The sequence below is a fragment of the Corynebacterium sp. CCUG 71335 genome, assembly GCF_024454075.1.
Taxonomy (GTDB): Bacteria; Actinomycetota; Actinomycetes; order Mycobacteriales; family Mycobacteriaceae; genus Corynebacterium; species Corynebacterium genitalium.
Map to the genome: position 1 here is coordinate 36,921 of NZ_JAGPYY010000001.1, position 22,718 is coordinate 59,638.

Consider the following 22,718-nt stretch of genomic DNA (forward strand, 5'->3'; position numbering starts at 1 on the left):
TGAGCCTACTGCGCCGGGACAGATTTAGGGATTCGGCCGAATATTGCGCCACATGAACCCGTGAAAGTGCAGGACTCCGGCTTACTACAGAACGCGTGTTCGAACCTCGATGAGGGAGTGTCTGGGCCACTTCGTAGATTCTGAGCCATGACGTACATCAGCCACAGCTCCTACAGCCAAGAACTCGCCCGCCAGATCCGTTCCAGCCACGCACCGACCCTCGACCGCATTGAGGCGGTCATTCATCACCCACGTTCCCTGGCGCGCCCCAACCCAGACTGGCGGCCGCCGACCCGTACTCTCCCCCGCATGGACGGAGGGCCTCAACTGAACGTGGCCATTACCCGGCGCCGCGTCGGCCCACGGGCACGCGCCCGCATCAAGGGCTTCGGCGAGCGCCATGTCCCCGCCTACCTCATTGAGGTCCGCTTCACTGACGCCAGCGGCATCACCGTCGACCGCGACATCGCCGAGGCATGGGTGCGCGCGCTGGTTCCGTCCAGCATGGCCGGCGCCGTGCACGAGGTCTACTCCCCCACAGGCGCGACCTTCGTCTGGCTTGTCGACGGCACCTTCGCCCCCGTCTACTCCCCGCCCTCCATGTTCGAGGGCCTAGCGGCGGCCTAAGCGAGGGGCGTTAGATCTCGTCCTCTGTGTCGACGTCGTCAATGGGATCGAGGTCTTCCGCGTCGTCATCCTCGTCTTCGTCGTCTTCGCCGTCGTCGGCTCCGAAGATGTCGTAGACCTCGGGCTCGTCGAAGTCATCGTCGTCAAAGGGAAGCAGTTGGGATTCCCAATCCTCGGCTTGGTCGGCGGCGAGGCACAGGACGTCAAAAAGCCGGTCGAAGTCGGAGAAGGTGCCCAGGTCAAGGGACTCGGCATCGGCAGAGGCCTCGGCGTGGAGGGAGGCGAAGAGGCGCTCGCGGTCCTCATCCGTCAGCTCGGCATCGCCATCAGAATCCCAGAGTTCACCGATAGCGTCATCGAGCAGGTCGTCGTAGGTGTCCGGCAGAGCGACGAACGTGACCGCAGCGCACGGGGTGCCGTCCGTGACCTCGACCTGGACATGGAGCTCAGCGTTCTCGCCGACCTCAGCGCGAACTAGGTGCGGGTCAATCGGATCCTGGAAGAACTCCAGGTCGCCGATGCGCTCGTCGGTGCCTTCGAGCAGGTCACGCAGCACCGTGATGATCTGATCGGTGGCCATGTGGCGTGCCACGGTCACCACTGCGTCATCGACAGAGAAAACAACGGAGACGAGCACAGCCTCGAAGTCTTCGTCATCCTCATCGACATCGGCGGCGGCGATGTACACGTTCGCGGCCGGCAGGTGCGGGTCGATCTCCACGAAGTGGATCTCCACCTCGGAGGTAATGGGCACGAACATGGTGTCGTCGTGCACGCGCGATTCAATGCCCTCACGGTCAAGACCTGCGGCGATGTCCTCGAAGAAGCTCATTGATCCGGTTCCCTTCCTTGGTTCCCGGGGTTAGACGCGCCCGGACGCCACTAGCCTAGCTGCGCTGGTCGCAGCCTGCATGAGGATTCGCTGCTAGACACCGATGAAGTCCGCGATGGACTCCAGCAACTCAGGCCGGCCAGTACCCCACTGGGTCATCTCGAAGCCTTCCCAAGCGCGGCGCTTGGCAGGCTTCGGGTCCCACACGATCGTGGGTTGAGTGCGGATGACGGCTGTGGCGCGGCCGGGTCGCTGGTCAGAGCGAAAACCATACTCCGGCCAGTCATCGCCGGGGCGGCCCGTGTGGAAGAACAGGCCCCAATGGTGCTGCATGCGCTCGCTCACGGCGGCGAAGTCATCGCGTTTGCCCAAACGGGTGAGCAAACCAGCGGGTGTGGCGAACTGGTCGCCGAAGATGGCCTCGAGGTCAGCGGTGTGGATCGCGCCCACTCCGAGTCGCTCTAGGGCGGGGACAACATAGTCGAAGTGGTACATCCACACTGGTGCCACCCGGCGGTGCTCCGTCGCGATGCGCACCGACGGCGCCCAGAACACGGCGTCGGCAACAAGCTCGGCGAAGTCGGCGCGCTCAGTGGCACAGTCGTAGGCCTCCAGGATCGCATCTGCGTGGTCGGGGTCATAGACCTCCAGCAGCCGACGCGCTGCCCGGCCGCGGGCCTTGCCGGAGACGAACATGGCTTTGGTGAAGCTGGCTTCGCCGGAGTTAGAGCCGATGAGCAGCGGCACCGGCGCTTCCTCATTGTCGGTGAAGGCATCGATGGGGTGCTTAGGCAAGACGTTCTCATCCACCGTGGGCATGAACGCGAGGTTGAGGTACTTCATCTCACCAGAGCGCACAAGCAACGAATTGCCTACGCGGACTAGTTCTTCTCCATCGACCTCGCGGAGGTCGGAGAGGGTGGACAGGCGGGACATGCCCATGCCGTCGAGAAGCGAGCGCACCCACATGGCCGCCTGGACGCGCGAATGCACCGCGCTGGCGGGATTCGACTGCGCGACTGCACCGTGGAACAGGCCGCGCGCTTGCGGGGAGCTCATCAAGGTGGTCACAGCGTTGGCTCCTGCGGATTCACCCATGATGGTCACCCGGTCCGGGTCCCCACCGAAGAAGGCGATGTTGTCGCGCACCCAGTGCAGAGCGAGGATCTGGTCCAACGTGGCGGGGTTGGCCACGCAGTCCGGCCCGAGCGAGCGCATGTCCAAGTAGCCGAGCACACCGAGCCGGAAGTTCAACGAGACGTAGACGATGTCCGCCGCCGCGGCCAGACCGTGGCCTTGCAGCACCTTCTCGTGGGAGGCACCGGTGAGGAAGGTCCCGCCGTGCATGTAGACGACGACGGGTAGAACATCGTCGGTGTCGGGGCGGACAATGTCGAGGGTGAGGCAGTCCTCGGTGCCAATGACTTTGTCGTTCCACCCGTAGGTGCCTTGCATGGCGGGCTGGCTGAACTCGGAGGCGTCGAATTCCCCGCGCCACGCCTCTCGGGGGCGCGGCGCGTGGAAGCGGTGCTTCCCGCCGGTCGGTGCCCCGTACGGGATGCCGCGCCACGTGCGCATGCCCGAGCCAGGATCGACAACGCCGCGCACTGTCCCAGCATGGGTGTGCACGACGGGGTCAGTGGCGGAAACAGCTGCCATGCGGACAACTGTAGCCGTGTCATGTAATCCCGGCCTATGATGACGTGGCCGGGAACACGACACTAATGTTCCCCCAACCAACCCCCAAGGAGACGAGATCACCATGTTCGGCCGCAAGAAGAAGAACGATCAAGCCGTGGCCGAAAGCGGCCCCCAGGGCGGTTACACGGACTCCGCGCAGATCGAGGAGAACGCCTCTGCCATCGGCAAGGGCTTCATCAAAGCCCTCGATCGCGCAGTCCGGCTGCAGAGCGGGCTGATCGAGGCCTACGTGGACCGCCTGCGCCGCGCGAACCCGGAGGCCACTCCGCAGCAGATCCAGGAGATGATGGACAAGCACTTCCTCACTATCGCGGCCGGTTCTGGTGCCGGTGCGGGCGGTGCTGCCGCCATCCCTGGTATCGGATTCGTCACCGGCACGGCGGCGATTGCCGGGGAGTCCCTCCTGTTTGTGGATTTGGCGGCTGTCTACACGGTCGGTTCCGCGTACCTGCGCGGTGCAGACATCTCCGACGAAGAACACCGCAAGGCGATCGTTCTCATGGTCTTGCTGGGCACGCAGGGCACGGCGATCGTCGATACGCTCATCGGGCCCGAGGCCGCGCGAATGCCAGGACCGAAGATGCTGAAGAACTTCACCGGCCCCACCCTCAACCAGGCGAACTCGATGATGACGCGGGCGTTGAGGAAGTCGATCTCGAAGCGTCTGCGCCGGATGTGGATCGGCAAGCTGATGCCGTTCGGCATCGGTGCGGTGGCCGGCCTGTACGCCAACCGCAAGCTGGCGAAGGCTGTCGTGGACAACGTGTCGAACAACCTCGGCCAGCCGCCGGCCCAGTTCCTTCAGGAGCTACCACCGAAGACGGAAGTCGAGGAAGAGTTGGACAAGGCAGAGTCTGACAAGAATTCCCGCCTCGCGGCGATGATTTCCGTCTTCCGCAAAAACCGCGACAACGGCCCGGAGATCGAGGGCGACCCAGACGCGAAGGGCATCCTGGAAAAGCTCGGCATCACCGGTAGCGCTGACGAGCTGGAGGAAAACGCTCTGCGCAGCCGCTTCTCACGCGGCACGAAGGGTGAATCCGTATAAGTCCCCTGCTGACCCGCGCGCTGAAAGCGAATGCGGGATTCGCTGCACTTACCCTCATTACCGCTGTGGTCGCGGCGGTCCTGCAAGTCGCTGTTCCCGGGTTGACTGGTGCAGCTGTTGACGTTGCTACCGGCACCCGCGAGGGATCCATCACCACGATCGCGTGGGCGATGGTGGGCATTGCGGCAGCCCAGTTCGCGTTCCAGGTGCTGCGCCGCTGGACAGCCGGTTCACTGGCCACCCGCTCGCAGCATTGGGTGCGGGTGGAGCTGCTGAGAACTCTGCACCGCCTTGACGGTCCCGGTCAGGACGACATTGTCACCGGGCAGATCGTTTCGCGCTCGATTACTGACTTAGGGCAGCTGTTCTCAGTTTTCGCCATGGCGCCTCTTGCGGTCACCCGCCTCATGCAATTGCTGCTCACGCTGGCGGTCATGCTCTCCCTTGACGTTCCGCTGACGCTGATGTCGCTGGGTTTCCTCCCGCTCATCGTGTGGGTCGGCGGCCGGTCGCGCAGATCCATGTACGCCGCCACGTGGGCGAACCAGCAGTCCGCAGCAGAGCTAGCCAGCCACGTCGAGCAAACCGTCTCCGGCGTCCGCGTGGTCAAAGCCTTTGGCCGAGCTGAACATGAGGTGTCTGTGCTCGACCGGCTCGCCCGCGACCTCTACGCCGTGAAGATGCGGGCGGCCAAACTCACCGCCCGGTTCCAACCGACGTTGACCCAGCTCCCCAACATCGCGCTGGTGGTCACCATCGTCGCAGGCGGTCTCATCGCGCTCGGCGGCGGGATGACAGTCGGCGGATTCGTCGCGTTCACCGTTTATCTGACGTCACTGACGCAGTCGATGTCGATGCTGGCCAACACTTACGTCACGCTGCAGATGGGCATGAGCGGCATCGACCGGCTCGACGAAGTTCTCGCCCTCTCCCCGGAGCAACCCGCGCCCACTGCACCAGCGCTGCCCGACGGCCCCGCCGGCATCGACTTCGACCACGTCGCCTTCACCACCGACGGACGCTGCGTGCTCGACGATGTCAGCTTCACCGTCTCCCCCGGCGAGCACGTCAGCGTCATCGGCCCCGCTGGCGCCGGCAAGTCCATGGCGGTCCAGCTCGCAGGCGCGTTCTACACCCCAGATTCCGGGAGCATGTCGCTTATCGACGCCTCCGGGCAACGGTTCCGCTACTCAGACTTTCCCGCCAGGGAAATCCGCAAAGCAGTCACCTGCGTCTTCGACGAGGCGTTCCTCTTCTCCGTCTCCATCCGGGACAACATCGCCATGGGTGCTGGCGTCACCGACGCCGAGGTCGCCCACGCGGCACGGATGGCCTGCGCCGACGAGTTCATCGAGAACCTCCCCGACGGTTACGACACTGTCGTCGGCGAGCGCGGCCTGACGTTGTCTGGCGGGCAGCGTCAACGCATCGCGCTTGCCCGCGCGCTTCTGTCTCAGCCGGCGGTGCTCGTGCTCGACGACGCGACCTCAGCTATCGACGCCTCCACCGAGTCGACTATCCTGCGCAATCTGCGCGACAACCTCGAAGGCGTGACTCTCATTGCCGTGGCGCACCGGCAGTCGACGGTGGACCACGCCGACCGGGTGATCATCCTCTCCCCTGCGGACGGTGAGGGCAGCGGCGGCAGCCGCGTGGTCGCCGACGGTCCGCGCGAGGAGATTGTGGAGACTGACCTCTACCGCGCGCTCATGGACCCGGATGTCGGCCGCGCCCAGCGTCCCGAACCTTCCCACGACCAACTCTGGCCCGAGGTCGCTGAAGAAAGCCACGAGCACGTGCTCACCCGAGCAGCGGGCGCCGGAGCCGGGGCCGGTTTCGGCGGTGGCGGTGGTCGCGGCGGCGGAGGCGGGGGTGCCGCCCGCGTGGTCACCGCGACGCCGGAGTTGTTGGAGCGCCTCGAACACCTCCCTCCTGCCATGGAACAACCCACTGGCACCATCCCGGAGGGTGTGCGCGCGATGCTGCGCTCCGTGCGCTGGCTCATCCTCGCCGTCACGCTCTTACTCGTTGTCGGGGTGCTCACGGACTTGGCCTTCCCCACCCTGGTGCGCACTGCGATCGACCGCGGCATCCAGGCGGGCGACTCGAACGCGCTGTGGATCGTCGGCGCGGCCGCCCTCGTCGTTGTGGTCATCGCCTGGGCTGCGAACGCCGCGATGACGGTACTGTCCTCGCGCTCCGGCGAGCGGCTCCTCTACGGCTTGCGGGTCCGTAGTTATGACCACTTGCAGAAACTGGGTCTGAGCTACTTCGAGTCGAATCTGTCGGGGCGGATCATGACGCGGATGACCACCGACATCGACACGCTATCCAGTTTCCTGCAGACGGGATTGGCCCAGGCGGTGGTCTCCGTCGGCACGCTCATTGGTGTCACTGTCATGCTCGTAGCCACCGACGGTTCACTGGCGCTCATCGCTCTCGCCGCAGTGCCCATCATCGCGGTGATCACGGTGGTGTTCCGCCATTACTCAAAGCGTTTCCACGCCCAAGCCCGTGCACAGATCTCGGCGGTCAACGGGGAGTTCGCTGAGCTCATCGGCGGCATCCGCAGCAGCCAGATGCACCTGATGGAGCCGGTTGCAGAAGCAGGCTTCCGCGACGAAAGCGAGAAGTATCGGCGCTTGCGCATGCGCTCCCAGCTGCTCGTCGCCTTCTACTTCAACGGCATGCAAGCGATCACCCAGATCATGACAGCAGTAGTGGTCGGTGTGGGCGCGACCCGCGTCGCCGAAGGCACCCTGTCGGTCGGTGTGCTGGTCGCTTTCACCATGTACTTGAGCTTGCTGTACGGGCCGATCCAGCAGCTGGGCCAGATTTTCGACTCCTGGCAGCAAGCCACCGTCAGCTTCGACCGCATCCGCGAACTGCTCGACACTGAGACCACGGTTCCCGACACCGGTACCCGCACGGGCGCTGCCACCGCCGCACAGGGCGAGCTCGCCCTGGAGAACGTCACTTTCTCCTACACCGCCGACGGCCCCGATGTGCTTAGTGATGTCGCCGTCACCGTCCAGCCAGGTCAGACTGTTGCCCTGGTGGGGCCGACGGGGGCGGGCAAATCAAGCGTCGTCAAGCTGTTGGCGCGTTTCTATGATCCCGTGACGGGCGCTGTGACCGCGAGCGGCGCGGACGTGCGCGCATTCCCGCTCTTGGACTGGCGACGCGCACTCGCCCAGGTGCCGCAGGAGTCCTACCTGTTTCCCGGGACCGTGGCCGACAACATCTCTTACGGAGTCTCGGACGCCACCGCGGCCGAGGTCGAGGATGCCGTCCGACGCATCGGGGCGCTCGGCGTCATCGCCTCCATCCCCGGCGGATTCAACCACCCCGTTGGCGAACGCGGTCGCGGCTTGAGTTCCGGGCAGCGCCAAATCATCGCGCTCGCCCGCGCGGAAATCCTCCACCCGCGCGTCGTGCTTCTCGACGAAGCCACCGCCACCCTCGACCCCGTGACCGAACGCGACGTGCTCGACGCGGCTGCCAAAACCACCCGCGGACGCACCTCCGTTATCGTCGCGCACCGCCTCGCCACGGCGCGGAGGGCCGACCGAATCCTCGTCATTGACCAAGGACGTATCATTGAGGACGGTACCCACGAGGAGCTGCTCCGCCAGGGCGGAAAGTATGCAGTATTGTGGGCTGTCGATGGCCAGCACCGCACGTGACGGAGCTGACCCGATAAAACAAACCGATTACACGGAAAACAACAAAGAAGCGAGGCGAGCAACTGCCGTGAGCAGCGAGAACACTTTCGGCCAAAATGACTGGCTGGTTGATGAGATGTTCCAGCAGTACCAGGAGGATCCCAACTCCGTCGACGAAGAGTGGCGCGAGTTGTTCGACAAGAAGGGCACCCCGGACTCCGGAGCGCCGCTTGCCTCCCCGGCTGCTAAGAAGGCCGCAGCAGACAGCGGCTCCAACGACCGCCCGCACCGGGCCCGCACCGAAACCAAGGTCGCTGAGACCACCGGTGCCCCGTCCCAGGACGGCCGCGAAACCAAGGTGGACAAGGCGATTGAGACTACGGCCAAGTCCCAGCCTTCCGAGAAGAACGCAGCTAAGAAGACCCCGAAGCCGTCCCCGATGGAAAAAGTCAAGCCGCTGCCTGAGGCTGGCGAGACCCAGCTGAAGGGCACCTTCAAGGCCATCGCTAAAAACATGGACGAGTCCCTGACCGTTCCGACGGCGACGACCGTGCGCGACATGCCGGTCAAGCTCATGTTCGAAAACCGTGCGCAGATCAACGACCACCTCAAGCGCACCCGCGGCGGCAAGATCTCGTTCACGCACATCATCGGCTGGGCCATTGTGAAGTCCGCCATGATCCACCCGGGCATGAACGTCAACTACACCGTCAAGGACGGCAAGCCGTTCGTGGTCACGCCGGAGCACATTAACCTCGGTCTGGCTATTGACCTCCCGCAGAAGGACGGCACCCGCGCGCTCGTGGTCGCCGCCATCAAGGAGTGCGAGACCCTCACCTTCGAGCAGTTTGTCCGGGCGTACGAGGACATTGTCGCCCGCGCCCGCGACAACAAGCTGAAGATCGACGACTTCCAGGGTGTCACCATTCAGCTGACCAACCCGGGCGGGATTGGCACCCGCCACTCCATCCCGCGCCTGACCAAGGGCCAGGGCACCATCGTCGGTGTCGGCGCGATGGACTACCCCGCTGAGTTCGCAGGCGCCTCCGAGGACCGTCTCGCTGAGCTCGGCGTAGGCAAGCTGACCACGCTGACCTCCACCTACGACCACCGCGTCATCCAGGGCGCGGAGTCCGGCGAGTTCCTGCGCGACATCTCCCAGTTGCTTATCGACGATAAATTCTGGGACGAAATCTTCGACGCCATGTCCATCCCGTACGCCCCGATGCGTTGGGCGCAGGACATCCCCAACACCGGTGTGGACAAGTCCACCCGTGTGATGAACCTGATTGAGGCCTACCGCTCCCGCGGCCACCTCCTCGCTGACACCAACCCGCTCAACTGGGAGCAGCCGGGCCTGCCCAAGCCGGACGTGTCCGACCTGCTGCTGGAGACCCACGGCCTGACCCTGTGGGACCTGGACCGCACGTTCAACGTCGGCGGCTTCGGCGGCAAGGAGACCATGACGCTGCGCGAGGTGATTACCCGCCTGCGCGCCGCCTACACCCTCCACGTCGGTGCCGAGTACACCCACGTCCTCGACCGCGACGAGCGCGACTGGCTGCGTGACCGCCTCGAGGTGGGCATGCCCAAGCCGACCAGCGCCGAGCAGAAGTACATCCTGCAGAAGCTCAACGCCGCTGAGGCCTTCGAGAACTTCCTGCAGACCAAGTACCTGGGCCAGAAGCGTTTCTCCCTCGAGGGTGCGGAAACACTGATCCCGCTCATGGACGCCGTTATTGACACCGCTGCCGGCCAGGGCCTGGACGAGGTTGTCATTGGCATGCCGCACCGCGGCCGCCTCAACGTGCTGTTCAACATCGTGGGCAAGCCCGTCAAGACCATCTTCGGCGAGTTCGAGGGCAACCTGCAGCCTGCCCAGCAGGGCGGCTCCGGCGACGTGAAGTACCACCTCGGCTTCGAAGGCGAGCACATCCAGATGTTCGGCGACGGCGACATCAAGGTCTCCCTGGCTGCTAACCCGTCCCACCTGGAAGCCGTCGACCCGGTTCTGGTCGGTATCGCCCGCGCGAAGCAGGACATCATCAACCACGGCCAGTCCGCCGACGACCACCCCATCGTCCCGATGATGCTCCACGGCGACGCCTCCTTCACCGGCCTGGGCGTGGTTCAGGAGACCCTGAACATGTCCAAGCTGACCGGCTACGACGTCGGCGGCACCGTCCACATCGTGGTGAACAACCAGGTCGGCTTCACCACCACCCCGGACCAGGGCCGTTCCACTTACTACGCCACCGACCTGGCCAAGGGCTTCGACTGCCCGGTCTTCCACGTCAACGGCGACGACCCTGAAGCAGCCGCATGGGTCGGCCAGCTGGCCACCGAGTACCGCCGCGAATTCGGCAAGGACGTCTTCATTGACCTCATCTGCTACCGCCTACGCGGCCACAACGAGGCTGATGATCCATCGGTGACCCAGCCGGTCATGTACGAGCGCATCGACTCCCACCCGTCCGTGCGTACCCGCTACACCAAGGACCTCATCGGCCGTGGCGATATCACCGAGGAAGAGGCCGAGATCGCCGCACAGGACTTCCACGACCAGCTGGACTCCGTGTTCAACGACGTCAAGGAAGGCGGTGGCTCCCCCGCCGAGCAGACCGGCATCACCGAGTCCCAGGAGCTCACCCGCGGTCTGGACACCTCCATCGACGAGGACCTGTTCAAGAAGCTGGCTGATGCTTACGCCAACCTGCCGGACGACTTCACGCCGAACAAGCGCCTGAAGACCGTTCTGAAGGCCCGCGGCGGCTCCTTCGACGGTGGCGACATCGACTGGGCATGGGGCGAGCTGCTCGCCTTCGGCTCCCTGGCGCACGACGGCAAGCTCGTCCGCCTCGCCGGCGAGGATTCCAAGCGCGGTACCTTCACCCAGCGCCACGGTGTCCTGTTCGACCCGAGCACCGCGGAACAGTACAACCCGCTCGACGCCATTGCCATCGAGGCTGGCAACGGCGGCCGCTTCCAGATCTACAACTCCGCTCTGACGGAGTTCGGCGGTCTGGGCTTCGAGTACGGCTACACCGTCGGCAACCCGGACGCCCTGGTTGCTTGGGAGGCCCAGTTCGGCGACTTCGCCAACGGCGGCCAGACCATCATCGACGAGTACATCTCCTCCGGTGAGACCAAGTGGGGCCAGCTTTCCAGCCTGATCATGCTGCTGCCGCACGGTTACGAGGGCCAGGGCCCGGACCACTCGTCGGCACGCATCGAGCGCTTCCTGCAGCTCGTTGCTGAGGGGTCCATGACCATCGCTCAGCCGTCCACCCCGGCTAACCACTTCCACCTGCTGCGCCGCCAGGCGCTCGGTGAAATGCGCCGCCCGCTGGTCATCTTCACCCCGAAGTCCATGCTGCGCAACAAGGCAGCTGTCTCGCAGCCGGCAGAATTCATCGAGACCACCGGGTTCCGTTCCGTCATCGACGACCCGCACCTCGTTGACGCGAACAACAAGGTCATCGGCGACACCGAGAAGGTCAAGACGATCATGCTGTGCTCCGGCAAGATCTACTACGAGCTGGAGAAGCGCCGCCAGAAGGACGGGCGTGACGACGTCGCGATCATCCGCATCGAGATGCTCCACCCGATCCCCTTCAACCGCCTCTCCGACGCCTTCGCCAACTACCCGAACGCCGAAGAGATCCGCTTCGTCCAGGACGAGCCCGCAAACCAGGGTCCGTGGCCGTTCTACAACGAACACCTGGCCAACTACGTGGAGAACATGCCGCCGATGCGCCGCATCTCCCGCCGCTCCCAGTCCACCACTGCGACCGGCGTGTCCAAGGTGCACCAGCAAGAGGAGAAGGCACTTCTCGACGAAGCTTTCGCCGACTAACCCTTCCCCTTAGACAACCTAAAGCCCGCCACCTGGAGTTCAACCTCCGGGTGGCGGGCTTTCCGTCGTGCGTTGGGCTCTGCTTAGGAGTCCCGGGCTTCGCCCTCTTCGACGATGCGCTGGAGTTCAGCGCCCATACCGGTCTTCTCCATCATCCAATCATTCACAGCACGCGAGGGATCTCCCTCCGTCTTCGTCCGCTCGACCAGCTTTTGGAGATCCTCCGTGCTCAGCGCGCGGGTGGCCTTATGCATCGCTTGCCGGATACCACGATCGAACAATCCCACCTTGAAGACGGGCATGATGTTGCGTGGCAGAGTCTCCTGCTCGTTCGCCTCGGCGGGCGGTGCGTTCGTGGGTAGTGCGTCCGTTGGCGGTGCGTCCGTGGGTTGCCCTTCTGGGGGCTGTCCCTCCGGGATATCGTCCTCCGGTTTCGCGTTGTCCCCGCGTATCGGCTCAACCCCGCGTGTGCTTTCCGGATTCTGCAAAGCACCGCCGTCGTCCTCGGGTTCGCACCCTTGAGCTGGCGAAGGATCCAACGTCATGAAATCACCGGGAAGCGTGCCAGCAGCAGCGTCGTACGTTGCGTGCTGGACATCCAGGTCCTCTTCATTTGCGGTGGCGATCTGCGCGCGGAGCTTCGCTTCCTCACCGGGGTTCTCGCCTTCCACAAGGGTGCCGGAGCAGAAGACTCCCAGATTCGCTTCACCCGACTGGAGCATTTCCAGCTTGTCTGAGGCAGTCGCGAGTTCAACGCCGACGATGCCGACCGGGCGGCCGTCGAGTTCAATGACCTGCCGGTAGATCTCGGCAAGCACCCACTGCTCCGGATCGGAAGGATCGGCGGCAATGACCACCGGTTCAGAACCGTCCTGCGCGCAGGACGAAAGCGTCAGCGCAGTCGCCACTGCGAGGACGTTGACAGCGAGTTTTCTCCCCAGCACTTAACGCTCCGGGTGAGCCGGGTTGTCGGGGTCAATGTTGGTTTCAGCGTGGTCGCGCGGTTCAACGCGGTAGCTTTCCGACGCCTCCACCCCCACCGGCCGCCAGCGGAGCTCCTCCGGCTGAACCGGACGCTCGTGCGGTGCCGGTTCCGGCTGGGCGGTCTGAGGACGCGCTTGCGGCTCGTGCGGCTCGTGCGGCTGGGCACCAACATGCGGCTCCCGCGGCTGCCCCTGCTGGATCTGCTCCCGCTGCGGCGCGGGCTGTCCCGGCTTGCCCATTTGGTTGATCATGTCCCTGGCGCGGGGGGCTTGGGAGGCTTCGCAGAGGACGTCGTAACGCCCGGCGGCGATGGTGGTCATGGAGGAAAAGTCGCGCTTACCCTGCGTGAATGCGTAACCGGCGGCCGCGAAGATGAGGCCGAAGATGACACCGATAACGAGCGCGGTGAACAGCGAACCCCAGACGTTGGGGCTGAACATTGCGAACAGCAGACCGACGAACAGACCCAGCCACAGGCCCGACAGCGCACCGCCGCCCAGGACGCGCCCCCAAGTCAGCCGCCCGGTGACCTTCTCCACCTGCATCAGGTCCACACCGACGATGGTGAGGTTCTCGACGGGGAACTCTCGGTCGGACAGGCCGTCGACAGCAGCTTGCGCCTCGGCGTAGGTATTGAAGCTACCGACCGGCCACCCGGACGGGCGCTGCAACGCTTGCGGGCGGGCTTGCTGGCTATACGGCTGGGTCATGGCTGCTAATCCTCAATTCGGTAATAGATATCGCGTACTCCCATGATTGTAATGCCAGGCTAGGAGCAGGTTGAGCACTGACATATACTGTTCCCACGATGAGTGACACCGCACCAATTACTGAAGCAGCTGTCCGCAACGCCCTCGCGCGTGTCGACGACCCCGAGATCGGCAAACCGATCACCGACCTCGACATGGTCGAATCTGTCCGGATCGAAGGCCGCGATGTCGCCGTGGGCATCTATCTGACCATCGCGGCATGCCCGATGCGCGACACTATCCACGGCAACGTGCGCGCGGTGCTTGAGGAACTCGACGGCGTCGGCGAAGTCAGCGTGACCATGCACACCATGAGCGAGGAGCAGCGCCGCGCGTTGGCGCAGCGTCTCAAGGGTGACAAGTCCGATCCGGTCATTCCGTTCGCTCAGCCCGGTTCGACGACGCGCGTGTTCGCGGTCGCGTCGGGCAAGGGTGGTGTCGGCAAGTCCTCGATGACAGTCAACTTGGCGACGTCGCTCGCGGCCCAGGGGTTGACCGTGGGCATTCTCGACGCCGATATCTACGGCCACTCTGTGCCCGGCCTCATGGGCTCGGCCGGCCAAGGCCCCACGGTTGTCGACGAGATGCTCCTCCCCCCGATCGCCCACGACGTCCGCCACATCTCCATCGGCCAGTTCGTGGAAGGCAACGCTCCCGTTGTCTGGCGCGGCCCCATGCTCACCCGGGCTATTCAGCAGTTCCTCACCGATGTGTACTGGTCCGAGCTCGACGTCTTATTCATGGATTTACCGCCGGGAACCGGTGACATCGCCATCTCTGTGGCTCAGCTCGTGCCCAACGCAGAGCTGATCATTGTGACCACCCCGCAGGCCGCCGCCTCGGAGGTCGCCGAGCGAGCCGGCTCCATCTCCCAGCAGACCGGCCAGAAGATCGCCGGCGTCATCGAGAACATGTCCGCGATGGCCATGCCCGACGGCACCATGTTGGACATTTTCGGCACCGGCGGCGGCGAGCACGTGGCTGAGCGCCTCTCCGTCATCACCGGCGAGGACGTTCCCCTGCTCGGCTCCGTCCCGCTCGATCCCTCGCTGCGCGAGCATGGCGATGACGGCACACCCGTTGCCATCTCCGCCCCTGACTCCCCCTCGGCGCAGGCGATCAACGCTATCGCTGAGAAGCTCAAGGTGCGCCGAGAGTCCCTGGCGGGCAAGAACCTCAATCTCGGCGTAACGGGTAACTAGCGCGGTCCCACCCTACCTGGCGAGCCATTCGCGGGCTGCTGACTTGTTCAGTATTCTTGTGGCATTCATCCCGAATACGTCACGTTTCTCAGTGCGAAGGAGGAATCATGTCAGCACCAGTGTTCAAGGAGCTCAGTGAAGCTCAGCTCCGGGAGCAGCTCACCAGCGTCAAGAACGAAATGGCCCCCTACACCGTTGATGTGCTCCGCCGATTGAAAGACGCGGGTGCGATCAACTTCGAAGAAGAGCGTCTGCTCAACCGCTACGAATCTCTGAACTGGCTCATCGAGGGTTAGAATCCCTTGGACTCGCAGACTTTTAGTGCGAAAGTTCACCACTTCTCCTCGCAAAGCGAGGACCTACTTAACGACACTCTCGTCGGCAGAACCGAGTTGAGCGACTTTCTCATCTCCAAAGATAAAAACCGTGCAACCTTTAACCTGACAAAATCACTGGAAATTGAGCAGTCAGGGAGCGACCGTTTGAGCCTCCGCTGCGAATATCGTCTCTGCACGAGTTCCGATGGAACCCAGATAGCCATCGAAACGAGTAGTTACAAGGTGCAGTTCAAGGCTCTCCAGAAGTTCGTTCCGATCGTGCGGTTGAGTATGAACGCGATGCTCGAAACAAACCGTCTAGTCATTTTCAGTTTCATTCTGATTCGGTGCCGTTGGGCCTACTCCTCGCGCGAGCCGGAAAATACGATGCCGCAGCGCACCAGCAAGACGTTCACTTCCCGATGGGTCATCGACGATTCAGAGTTAGTCTTGAAGATGTCATCGAACTACTAGTCAAGGAGTTCGGAGCTAGGCCGCGGGACGGTTGGCAGCGCCACCTTGACGAAAGCCGCGATAAATTCTACGAACTACAAGCCAGCTCGGTTATCCGGGACAACATTCCAACTGCAATTTCGGTGCTAGAGGATCTGGGATACACAGTTAGCTCACCGTGATAAGCGGGTCGCGGCTCTAGGTCACGTCAGCCCAGGAGAATCCCCCGCCCGAAGCCTGCGGGGGCTGGGGCGGCTCCTGCTTCTTCACCCCCGGCTGACGGCGCCGCGGCCGCTGCGGCTGGCCCTGCCGCGCAGCAGTACCAGCAGCTGTGGACCCGGTCGCGTTGCTGGAGGATGCTAGCCGCGGATCCTCGTTCATCATTGTGCGCGGGTCGAATTGGTCGAGGTAGTCGCCTTCTTCGTCGAAAAGCACTTTGGCGATGGCGCGCTTGGGGCCCATCGCGGCGTACTCGGTGACGGTGTTGATCGGCTGGCGGAATTCCTCGAACTGGTCGAATTCGCCGTTCAGCTCGGCCTTGGCGTTGTTGATGGCGCGGCGGGCAGCGAAAATCGCGGCGCGGACATCCTCGATGACTCCAGGCAGGCGCTCAGGCCCGATGACGATGAGGCCCACGAGAATGACAACAAAGATCTCGAGCCAGCCAATGGAATCAAACACGCCTTTACTTTAACCCGCCGCGCAACTTCGACCACAGCGAGTGCGTTTCTTCGGCGGGGATCTCACCGTCCGTCATCAACGCGAGCTTTTCGACGAGCGAACGCGGCGCCCGCAAACACCCATCCCCATTGTGCAACCGCACTGCCGCAGCAGCCGCTTGCTGGCGCTGCGTTTCCTCCCGGCAGTCAGAGCATTCGGCGAGGTGCGAGTGGGCGCGTTGGGTGGCGGAGGGGGACAGTTCGCCGTCGATAAGCGCGGCGACAGCCTCGTAACTCAAGTGGTCGATGGAATCGAACTGGCGCATGCCGAGCCCCTTAGCGCGCGCGGATGAGCTCGCGGGCCCCCTCGTTGGTGCGGGCTTTCGCCTCGAGGGAGTCGCGCAGCTGGCTGCGGCCGCGGTGGATGCGGGAGCGGACGGTGCCCATCTTCACGCCGAGCGTCTTGGCGATCTCTTCGTAGCTCATGCCCACCACATCGCACAGCACGACGGAGGCACGGAATTCGGGGCTGAGCTCGTCGAGCGCCTCCTGCAGCGCTGGGTCCAGGTTGGAGACGGTGTATGCCTGCTCGGGCGTCATCGCGGTGCCCGGAACACGCTCATAATCCTCCGGCAGAGCCTCCATGCGGATCTTGCTGCGGTGGCGCACCATGTCCAAGAAGAGGTTGGTGGTGATGCGGTGCAGCCAGCCCTCGAAGGTGCCCGCCTTGTAGGACTTCACGCTGCGGAAAACGCGCATGAACGTTTCCTGCGTCAGGTCTTCCGCGTCCTGCTGGTTACCGGAAAGACGAAACGCGAGACGGTAGACGCTGTCGGCGTGTTCCTCCACGAGCTCCGCCCAGGTCGGCATCGCAGAGTGCCCTGCGTCGAATGCGGCCGTGCCGCTTAGCTCTTGATCGGAGGACACCAAACTCATGGTGTTATTGTCCCCCATCCCCTTTCCGCACGCCATAACAGGTCCTGCCAAGTTGCTGACAGTCCCTGCCCCCGCGGCCCAGTAGGATGAGGCGCGTGAGCGATTCTGCATTTACTTCCCTGACTAGTTACATCGAATCCGCGCCGATGGACGCCAACCATGCCATCGCGCATGCCGACGCCGCCGAGTACGGCCTCACCGCCCCCTCCCCCGCCCTCGGCAACCTGCTGGGCACCCTGGCTGCAGGCGCAGGTGCGGCGGGTTCTGGCGCGACGGGCGCGGTGGCGATCACCCCGGCCGCCGGTGTCGTCGGGCTGCACATCCTCCACGGCCTGCCCGAAAAATCCACATTGACCTGTATCGATCCAGAGGCGGACCACCAAAACCGCGCGAAAGCGCTGTTCCGCGAAGCGGGCTACCCCACCTCGCGCACCCGGTTCCTCCCCTCGCGCCCGCTCGACGTTCTTGGCCGCCTGGCCACGCAGGCGTACCACGTGGTTTACATGGACGTTGAGCCCGTCGACCTGCCGGCCGCGATCGAGGCCGCATGGCCACTGCTCAGCCCCGGCGGCACCCTCGTGGTCGTGGGATCGCTTCTCGACGGCACCATCGCCGACCCCTCCCGGAAAGACCGCGACACCCTCGCCGCCCGTGAAGCGGATGAGGTTGTGGAGGGGTTTGAGGGGGCCGTCGTCACGCGTCTTCCGCTAGATGCTGGCGTGACGCTGGTGACGCGAAAAGGCTAGTACACTACCTCGCCCTTGCCCACGACGGTGACCCCGCCGTCAGAGATCTTGAACTCGCGCTCCTCGTCGTGGGCACGGTTGATGCCCACCGTGCCGCCGTCGGACACGTAGACGTTCTTGTCCAGGATCGCGTGGCGGACAATGGCGCCCTTCCCCACGCGCACACCCGGCATGAGCACTGAAGATTCGACCGTTGCGCCGTCCTCGACGTGCACGTCAGTAGACAGCACCGAGTTGCGCACCGTCGCACCTGAAATGATCGAACCCGGTGCGATAATGGACTCCTGCGCAATACCTCCGGAGACGAACTTTGCCGGCGGCAAGTTCTCGTCCTCAGTCGAGTGAATCGGCCACGACTTGTTGTACAGGTTGAACACCGGGTGGATCGAAATGAGATCCATGTGCGCGTCATAGAAGTTGTCGATCGTACCGACATCACGCCAGTAGCCCTTATCTCGCTCGGTCGCGCCCGGGACCTCGTTGGAGGAGAAGTCGTAAACATTAGCTTGGCCTTTACGCACGAAGAACGGGATGATGTCGCCGCCCATGTCGTGCTCAGACGCCTCGTTGACATTGTCCTCGCGCAGAGCGGAGATGAGCGCCTCCGTGGAGAAGCAGTAGTTGCCCATCGACGCGTAGGTAACATCCGGGTCGTCCGGGGTGCCCGGAGGGTCAGCCGGCTTCTCCAGGAACTCGGTGATGGAGCCGTTCTCGTCAGCCTGGATGCACCCGAACGCCGTGGCCTCAGAACGCGGGACGCGGATGCCAGCAACCGTGCATTCCTTGCCGGACGCAATGTGGTCCTCCACCATCTGCGCCGGGTCCATGCGGTAGACGTGGTCGGCGCCGAAGACCAAAACGTAATCCGGAGACTCGTCGAAGATCAGGTTGAGCGACTGCAGCAGCGCGTCCGCCGACCCTTGGTACCAGCGCTTGCCCAGGCGCTGCTGCGCCGGCACGGACGCGATGTACTGGTGCGTCGGGCCGGAGAAGTTCCACGCGGTAGCCACGTGACGGTCCAACGAATGCGACTTGTACTGCGTCAACACAGCGATGCGCATATATCCGGCGTTGACCAGGTTGGACAGTACGAAATCGATGAGGCGGTAGTTACCGCCAAAGGGCACGGCAGGCTTGGCACGGTCGAGAGTCAGCGGGAAAAGGCGCTTGCCTTCACCGCCGGCGAGGACGATGGCGAGGACATTCGGCTGGCGACTGTTCATACTGCCCAGACTAGGGAAAATCCCATCCGTGCGCACGGTTTGAAATGTCACTAGTCTCGGAAAGCATGAGAGTCGGAATGATGACCCGCGAGTACCCGCCGGAAGTGTACGGCGGGGCAGGTGTCCACGTGACTGAACTGACCCGTTTTATGCGTGACATCGTCGACGTGGACGTCCACTGCATGGGCGAACCGCGCGAGGGCGAGAACATCTACGTCCACGGCGTCGACCCGGAACTGACCGAGGCCAACGGCGCGATCAAGACGCTGTCCACTGGTCTCCGGATGGCGCATGCCGCCGACAACGTCGACGTGGTCCACTCGCACACCTGGTACACCGGCCTAGGCGGCCACCTTGCTGGCCTCCTGCACGGTGTCCCCCACGTGGTCACCGCCCACTCGCTGGAACCGGACCGCCCGTGGAAGCGCGAGCAACTCGGCGGCGGCTACGACATCTCCTCCTGGTCCGAGAAGAACGCGATGGAAAACGCCGACGCGGTCATCGGCGTGTCCACCGGCATGAAGAAGGCAATCCTCGAGGCCTACCCGAACATCGACGAAGACAAAGTCCACGTCGTGCTCAACGGCATCGACACGGAAGACTGGCACCGCGTCGGACCCGGTGACGCGGAGAGCAACGGTGTCATCGAGCGTCTCGGCGTGGACACATCCAAGCCCATCGTCGCGTTCGTTGGCCGCATCACCCGCCAGAAGGGTGTCCCCCACTTGGTCAAGGCGGCCCAGGATTTCGACGAGGACATTCAGATCATTCTCTGTGCGGGTGCTCCGGATACGCCGGAGATTGCGGACGAGACGCAGGCGCTCGTCGATAAGCTGCGTGAAGGCCGCGGAGGCGTGTACTGGGTCACCGACATGCTGCCGAAGGAAGAAATCCGCGAGATTTACTCCGCCGCAGACATCTTCGTCTGCCCGTCGGTGTATGAGCCGCTGGGCATCGTCAACCTGGAGGCTATGGCGTGCGAAACCGCTGTTGTCGCCTCCGACGTGGGCGGCATTCCGGAGGTTGTCGTCGACGGTGAGACAGGTACCCTGGTCCACTACGACAAAGACGACACAGAAACCTTCGAGAAGGATCTGGCCGAGGCCGTCAACACGCTCGCCGCGGACGCCGACCTGACCAAACGCTACGCGCAGGCAGGCCTGGCGCGCGTGAAGAAAGAATTCACCTGGGACAAGATCGCCCAGGAGACCGTCGACATCTACAAGTCGCTGATCTAACAAAGGAGCACAGTTGAGCACCTTGAGACCGGAACTGCACGTCACTGCGGACAACGGCATCCTCGACGCCGCTGCCGGCATGCTTCGCGACGGCGACAACTGGCACCTGTTCTACCAGTACGAAACCGAACCGGGCGCACCCGCGCGCTGGGCGCACAAGTTCTCCGAGGGCAACCCGTTCGACTTCTACGAGTGCAACGACGTCATCGCGCCCGTCGGCGGCGAAACGCGCGTACTCGCCGGTTCTGTCGTCGCCGGGCCCGCAGGCACCGACCTCTACTTCACATCCGAGACCTCTGCGGGCACCACGATCCAGGTCGCGCGTATCGACGACATCGGTTCCCTCTGCGACAACATCGACGATTCCCACCAGGTCGACCCCGGTGTGCGCCGCATGGGCCCAGTGGTGAAAGACAAGGGCCGCTTCATCCGCTTCCGCTCCCCCTGCGTCGTGCCCGACTGGAGTGCCTCCGACGACCGCGAGCAGGGCCAGTCCGGCTGGCTCATGCTCGCCAGCACCGGCGAGGCCGACAGCCCCATGCCCGTCGTGCTCGAATCCGCCGAAGAGGACACCTGGACGCTCATCGGCCCGCTGCGCTTCGTCGGCGACACCGGCATTCCTTCGGACGTCCGCGTCGTCGCTCCCCGCATCTTCCGCCTGCGCGACGAGGTCGACGGATTCATCTACGACGTCCTCTTCCTCACCCAAGAGCTGGAAAAGTGGGACCTGTCCGGCTACCTGATCGGCGAGCTCAACGGCAACGAATTCACCGTCAAAGCACCATTTAGCCGCATCGACCACGGCCACGACTTCACTCGCCCCCGCACCACCAACTTCGTGCCCGGCACGCTTTCCGACGACGAGCGCTACGCCGAAGCCCGCATCTTCGGCCTCCTCGCAGAAACCGGCCGCGGCGGCGACCCGACATCCCAGCCGTCCTGGGCAGCGGAAGGCTGGGCCAACGCCCTGTCCCTGCCGCGCGTGGTCACCCTCGCCGGCGGGCAGCTCTACCAGACCCCCGCTCCGGGCCTGCCCGCCGCCGTCGACGCCACCGAGCACGCAATGCTGTGGACCGGCATGTGCGACATCCCCGCCGGTTCTGAGGTGAAGGTCGAGATTGTCGACGCAGCCGACAACGTCTGCGTGACCATCACCCACTCCGGCGACCAGATCACCGTGGACAGGCACGACGGTGACCCCGCCTCCGCCTCGCTCGACGACGAGGACGAGGACCACATCTCCGTGCTTATCGACGGCTCCGCCCTCGAAATCTTCGCCGGCGGCGGCGCCGTCACCTTCTCCAGCCGCTTCCGGCCCGAGGTCGGCGCGACGGGGTTGCGTGTGAGCACCTCCGGTGACGCGCAGATCCTCAACCAGTGGCGCCGCGGCGCTGCGCGCTAAACACTCCGCGCGCTAGGTCCTTCTCGCCTAGACCTTCCGCAGACGGGTGAGCTGCGCCCGCGCCGTCACCGTCATCGTCTCCGGTAGCGCGGCGACGCGCTCAGCGAGAACCTCCGGGGCGAGATGGCGTGCCGAGGGGCTCATGCCCACCTGGGCGGCGATCGATTCGCGGTCGAGCTTCATGGGAAACTCGACCAATTCGTGCGGGTCGTCGCCGACCGGTTCCAGGTAGCCGGCGGCCTGCTCAAGCATTCGCTCGACTTTGCCCTCCTCGACGCCGAGGATCCCCAGCGGCACGCGCAGTTCGTCGAGGTGGCCGGATTGCGGCGTGAGGATAATGGCCTCGCCTCCGCTGCCAAGCGCTCGGGCGAACTCGGCCGGGTTGCGCGGCGCGAAGATGACCGTGATCACATCGATGGACTGGTCACGCACCGGCAGCCCCTGCCACACATCGGCAACGATGGCGCCGACCCTCGGGTGCGACTTCGCCAGGTGCTTCGCCGCCGGAACCGAAATGTCCACACCGACCCCGCGTGCCCCGTCCACCGCATCGAGCGTGTGGGCCAAGTAGTAACCGGTGCCGGCACCGACTTCGAGGATGGTGGGGGCTGAAGCGGCGGAGGAATCGTCGATAAGCGCAAGGGCGTCGAGGACGCGTTCGGTGACTGTCTCCACGAACGGCGCGAAGTGCCCACGCGACAAGAACGCCTCGCGGGAAGCGACCATCGCCGGGCTGTCACCCTCGTGCGCGATGCCTGCGCCGGACGCGAGCGTGACATACCCCTGGCGTGCTACGTCGTAGGAATGCCCGGACTCAGACACCAGGCGTGCGAAATCATCTGCGCCGTGCAAAGGTGTGCCGTCGACGGGGTCAGCGAGAACGTCGACAATATCCCGCAGCATTTGGCTTACTCGCCTGCGACGCCGAGCAGCAGGTTGCCCAGCTCAGCCGCCTCTTCGTTGTTCAGCTCCACAACGAGACGGCCGCCACCGTCGGACGGAATGCGCATGACAATCTTGCGGCTTTCCTCCACAACCTCCATGGGACCATTTCCGGTACGTGGCTTCATTGCAGCCATG

Annotated in this window: 20 protein-coding genes; 10 read left to right on the top strand and 10 right to left on the bottom strand. The window is 64.2% G+C overall.

Translation table 11 applies throughout. The annotated features are described in order from the left end of the window. Window positions 1–147: 147 nt before the first annotated feature. Entirely contained in the window at window positions 148–627 is a 480-nt protein-coding gene (locus KBX19_RS00180; RefSeq protein ID WP_255997005.1) for a hypothetical protein, read from the top strand. A 10-nt stretch (window positions 628–637) separates the two neighbouring features. On the opposite strand, the gene KBX19_RS00185 is transcribed toward KBX19_RS00180, so the two are convergent. Both KBX19_RS00185 and KBX19_RS00190 read right to left on the bottom strand, forming a co-directional pair. Continuing rightward, window positions 638–1,459 (bottom strand): hypothetical protein, encoded by an 822-nt coding sequence (locus KBX19_RS00185; RefSeq protein WP_255997006.1) that lies wholly within the window; start codon window positions 1,457–1,459, stop codon window positions 638–640. 93 nt (window positions 1,460–1,552) lie between these two features. Continuing rightward, the gene (locus KBX19_RS00190) at window positions 1,553–3,118 is read right to left on the bottom strand and encodes a carboxylesterase/lipase family protein (protein WP_255997007.1); all 1,566 of its coding nucleotides are present in this window, start codon (window positions 3,116–3,118) and stop codon (window positions 1,553–1,555) included. A 103-nt stretch (window positions 3,119–3,221) separates the two neighbouring features. Here KBX19_RS00190 and KBX19_RS00195 point away from each other — a divergent pair, with 103 nt between their 5' ends. The 3 genes from KBX19_RS00195 to KBX19_RS00205 all read left to right on the top strand — a co-directional run bounded on the left by KBX19_RS00195 (window position 3,222) and on the right by KBX19_RS00205 (window position 11,729). Continuing rightward, window positions 3,222–4,208, top strand: a complete 987-nt coding sequence (locus tag KBX19_RS00195) for a hypothetical protein (protein WP_255997008.1) — start codon at window positions 3,222–3,224, stop codon at window positions 4,206–4,208. Continuing rightward, complete coding sequence (locus tag KBX19_RS00200) at window positions 4,205–7,894, top strand: ABC transporter ATP-binding protein (protein WP_370686985.1); 3,690 nt, start codon at window positions 4,205–4,207, stop codon at window positions 7,892–7,894. The genes KBX19_RS00195 and KBX19_RS00200 overlap by 4 nt, the downstream gene beginning before the upstream one ends. A 67-nt stretch (window positions 7,895–7,961) precedes the next feature. Further along, the gene (locus KBX19_RS00205; protein ID WP_255997009.1) at window positions 7,962–11,729 is read left to right on the top strand and encodes a multifunctional oxoglutarate decarboxylase/oxoglutarate dehydrogenase thiamine pyrophosphate-binding subunit/dihydrolipoyllysine-residue succinyltransferase subunit; all 3,768 of its coding nucleotides are present in this window, start codon (window positions 7,962–7,964) and stop codon (window positions 11,727–11,729) included. An 83-nt stretch (window positions 11,730–11,812) separates the two neighbouring features. Here the strand turns inward: KBX19_RS00205 and KBX19_RS00210 are convergent, their stop codons facing one another. Together KBX19_RS00210 and KBX19_RS00215 are read right to left on the bottom strand one after the other, a co-directional pair. Next, the gene (locus tag KBX19_RS00210; RefSeq protein WP_255997010.1) at window positions 11,813–12,673 is read right to left on the bottom strand and encodes a hypothetical protein; all 861 of its coding nucleotides are present in this window, start codon (window positions 12,671–12,673) and stop codon (window positions 11,813–11,815) included. After that, window positions 12,674–13,423, bottom strand: a complete 750-nt coding sequence (locus KBX19_RS00215; RefSeq protein WP_255997011.1) for a general stress protein — start codon at window positions 13,421–13,423, stop codon at window positions 12,674–12,676. It lies immediately after the preceding gene. A gap of 98 nt (window positions 13,424–13,521) precedes the next feature. Between KBX19_RS00215 and KBX19_RS00220 the strand changes: the two genes are divergently transcribed. From KBX19_RS00220 to KBX19_RS00230, 3 genes are all read left to right on the top strand, one after another. Next, window positions 13,522–14,664 (top strand): Mrp/NBP35 family ATP-binding protein, encoded by a 1,143-nt coding sequence (locus KBX19_RS00220; RefSeq protein WP_005290749.1) that lies wholly within the window; start codon window positions 13,522–13,524, stop codon window positions 14,662–14,664. A gap of 107 nt (window positions 14,665–14,771) precedes the next feature. After that, complete coding sequence (locus KBX19_RS00225; protein WP_040423784.1) at window positions 14,772–14,960, top strand: hypothetical protein; 189 nt, start codon at window positions 14,772–14,774, stop codon at window positions 14,958–14,960. Window positions 14,961–14,966: 6 nt separating this feature from the next. After that, the gene (locus tag KBX19_RS00230) at window positions 14,967–15,455 is read left to right on the top strand and encodes a hypothetical protein (protein ID WP_005290755.1); all 489 of its coding nucleotides are present in this window, start codon (window positions 14,967–14,969) and stop codon (window positions 15,453–15,455) included. A gap of 177 nt (window positions 15,456–15,632) precedes the next feature. Here KBX19_RS00230 and tatB read toward each other — a convergent pair whose 3' ends face one another. The 3 genes from tatB to sigE are packed head-to-tail and all read right to left on the bottom strand — an operon-like array spanning window position 15,633 to window position 17,029. Then, the gene (gene tatB / locus KBX19_RS00235) at window positions 15,633–16,115 is read right to left on the bottom strand and encodes a Sec-independent protein translocase protein TatB (protein ID WP_005290758.1); all 483 of its coding nucleotides are present in this window, start codon (window positions 16,113–16,115) and stop codon (window positions 15,633–15,635) included. A 4-nt stretch (window positions 16,116–16,119) separates the two neighbouring features. Then, window positions 16,120–16,419, bottom strand: coding sequence for a zf-HC2 domain-containing protein (locus tag KBX19_RS00240; protein ID WP_005290762.1), 300 nt, complete (start codon window positions 16,417–16,419; stop codon window positions 16,120–16,122). A 10-nt stretch (window positions 16,420–16,429) separates the two neighbouring features. Continuing rightward, window positions 16,430–17,029, bottom strand: a complete 600-nt coding sequence (sigE, locus tag KBX19_RS00245) for an RNA polymerase sigma factor SigE (RefSeq protein ID WP_370686971.1) — start codon at window positions 17,027–17,029, stop codon at window positions 16,430–16,432. Window positions 17,030–17,115: 86 nt separating this feature from the next. On the opposite strand from sigE, the gene KBX19_RS00250 reads away from it, so the two are divergent. Further along, window positions 17,116–17,775 carry an O-methyltransferase gene (locus KBX19_RS00250; RefSeq protein ID WP_255995274.1) on the top strand — a complete coding sequence of 220 codons (660 nt, stop codon included), beginning with the start codon at window positions 17,116–17,118 and terminating at the stop codon, window positions 17,773–17,775. Here the strand turns inward: KBX19_RS00250 and glgC are convergent. Next, window positions 17,772–18,998: a glucose-1-phosphate adenylyltransferase gene (gene glgC / locus KBX19_RS00255; RefSeq protein WP_005290771.1), complete on the bottom strand. Its 1,227-nt coding sequence runs from the start codon at window positions 18,996–18,998 to the stop codon at window positions 17,772–17,774. The genes KBX19_RS00250 and glgC overlap by 4 nt on opposite strands. Window positions 18,999–19,063: 65 nt before the next feature. On the opposite strand from glgC, the gene glgA reads away from it, so the two are divergent. Together glgA and KBX19_RS00265 are read left to right on the top strand one after the other, a co-directional pair. Next, window positions 19,064–20,236, top strand: a complete 1,173-nt coding sequence (glgA, locus tag KBX19_RS00260; RefSeq protein WP_255997012.1) for a glycogen synthase — start codon at window positions 19,064–19,066, stop codon at window positions 20,234–20,236. A 13-nt stretch (window positions 20,237–20,249) separates the two neighbouring features. Continuing rightward, entirely contained in the window at window positions 20,250–21,638 is a 1,389-nt protein-coding gene (locus KBX19_RS00265; RefSeq protein ID WP_255997013.1) for a GH32 C-terminal domain-containing protein, read from the top strand. A 27-nt stretch (window positions 21,639–21,665) separates the two neighbouring features. On the opposite strand, the gene KBX19_RS00270 is transcribed toward KBX19_RS00265, so the two are convergent. Both KBX19_RS00270 and KBX19_RS00275 read right to left on the bottom strand, forming a co-directional pair. After that, window positions 21,666–22,541 carry a methyltransferase domain-containing protein gene (locus KBX19_RS00270; RefSeq protein WP_255997014.1) on the bottom strand — a complete coding sequence of 292 codons (876 nt, stop codon included), beginning with the start codon at window positions 22,539–22,541 and terminating at the stop codon, window positions 21,666–21,668. A gap of 5 nt (window positions 22,542–22,546) precedes the next feature. After that, window positions 22,547–22,717: a DUF3117 domain-containing protein gene (locus KBX19_RS00275; protein WP_083770323.1), complete on the bottom strand. Its 171-nt coding sequence runs from the start codon at window positions 22,715–22,717 to the stop codon at window positions 22,547–22,549. Window position 22,718: the final 1 nt, after the last annotated feature.

Bases quoted from the DNA above. Each gene is read 5' to 3' on its own strand.
- KBX19_RS00195 (WP_255997008.1), top strand. From the start codon at position 3,222: ATGTTCGGCCGCAAGAAGAAGAACGATCAAGCCGTGGCCGAAAGCGGC.
- glgC (WP_005290771.1), bottom strand. From the start codon at position 18,998: ATGAACAGTCGCCAGCCGAATGTCCTCGCCATCGTCCTCGCCGGCGGT.
- KBX19_RS00250 (WP_255995274.1), top strand. From the start codon at position 17,116: ATGAGGCGCGTGAGCGATTCTGCATTTACTTCCCTGACTAGTTACATC.
- KBX19_RS00215 (WP_255997011.1), bottom strand. From the start codon at position 13,423: ATGACCCAGCCGTATAGCCAGCAAGCCCGCCCGCAAGCGTTGCAGCGC.
- KBX19_RS00240 (WP_005290762.1), bottom strand. From the start codon at position 16,419: ATGCGCCAGTTCGATTCCATCGACCACTTGAGTTACGAGGCTGTCGCC.
- KBX19_RS00225 (WP_040423784.1), top strand. From the start codon at position 14,772: ATGTCAGCACCAGTGTTCAAGGAGCTCAGTGAAGCTCAGCTCCGGGAG.
- KBX19_RS00180 (WP_255997005.1), top strand. From the start codon at position 148: ATGACGTACATCAGCCACAGCTCCTACAGCCAAGAACTCGCCCGCCAG.
- KBX19_RS00275 (WP_083770323.1), bottom strand. From the start codon at position 22,717: ATGGCTGCAATGAAGCCACGTACCGGAAATGGTCCCATGGAGGTTGTG.
- KBX19_RS00270 (WP_255997014.1), bottom strand. From the start codon at position 22,541: ATGCTGCGGGATATTGTCGACGTTCTCGCTGACCCCGTCGACGGCACA.
- sigE (WP_370686971.1), bottom strand. From the start codon at position 17,029: ATGAGTTTGGTGTCCTCCGATCAAGAGCTAAGCGGCACGGCCGCATTC.
- KBX19_RS00220 (WP_005290749.1), top strand. From the start codon at position 13,522: ATGAGTGACACCGCACCAATTACTGAAGCAGCTGTCCGCAACGCCCTC.
- glgA (WP_255997012.1), top strand. From the start codon at position 19,064: ATGAGAGTCGGAATGATGACCCGCGAGTACCCGCCGGAAGTGTACGGC.
- KBX19_RS00185 (WP_255997006.1), bottom strand. From the start codon at position 1,459: ATGAGCTTCTTCGAGGACATCGCCGCAGGTCTTGACCGTGAGGGCATT.
- KBX19_RS00190 (WP_255997007.1), bottom strand. From the start codon at position 3,118: ATGGCAGCTGTTTCCGCCACTGACCCCGTCGTGCACACCCATGCTGGG.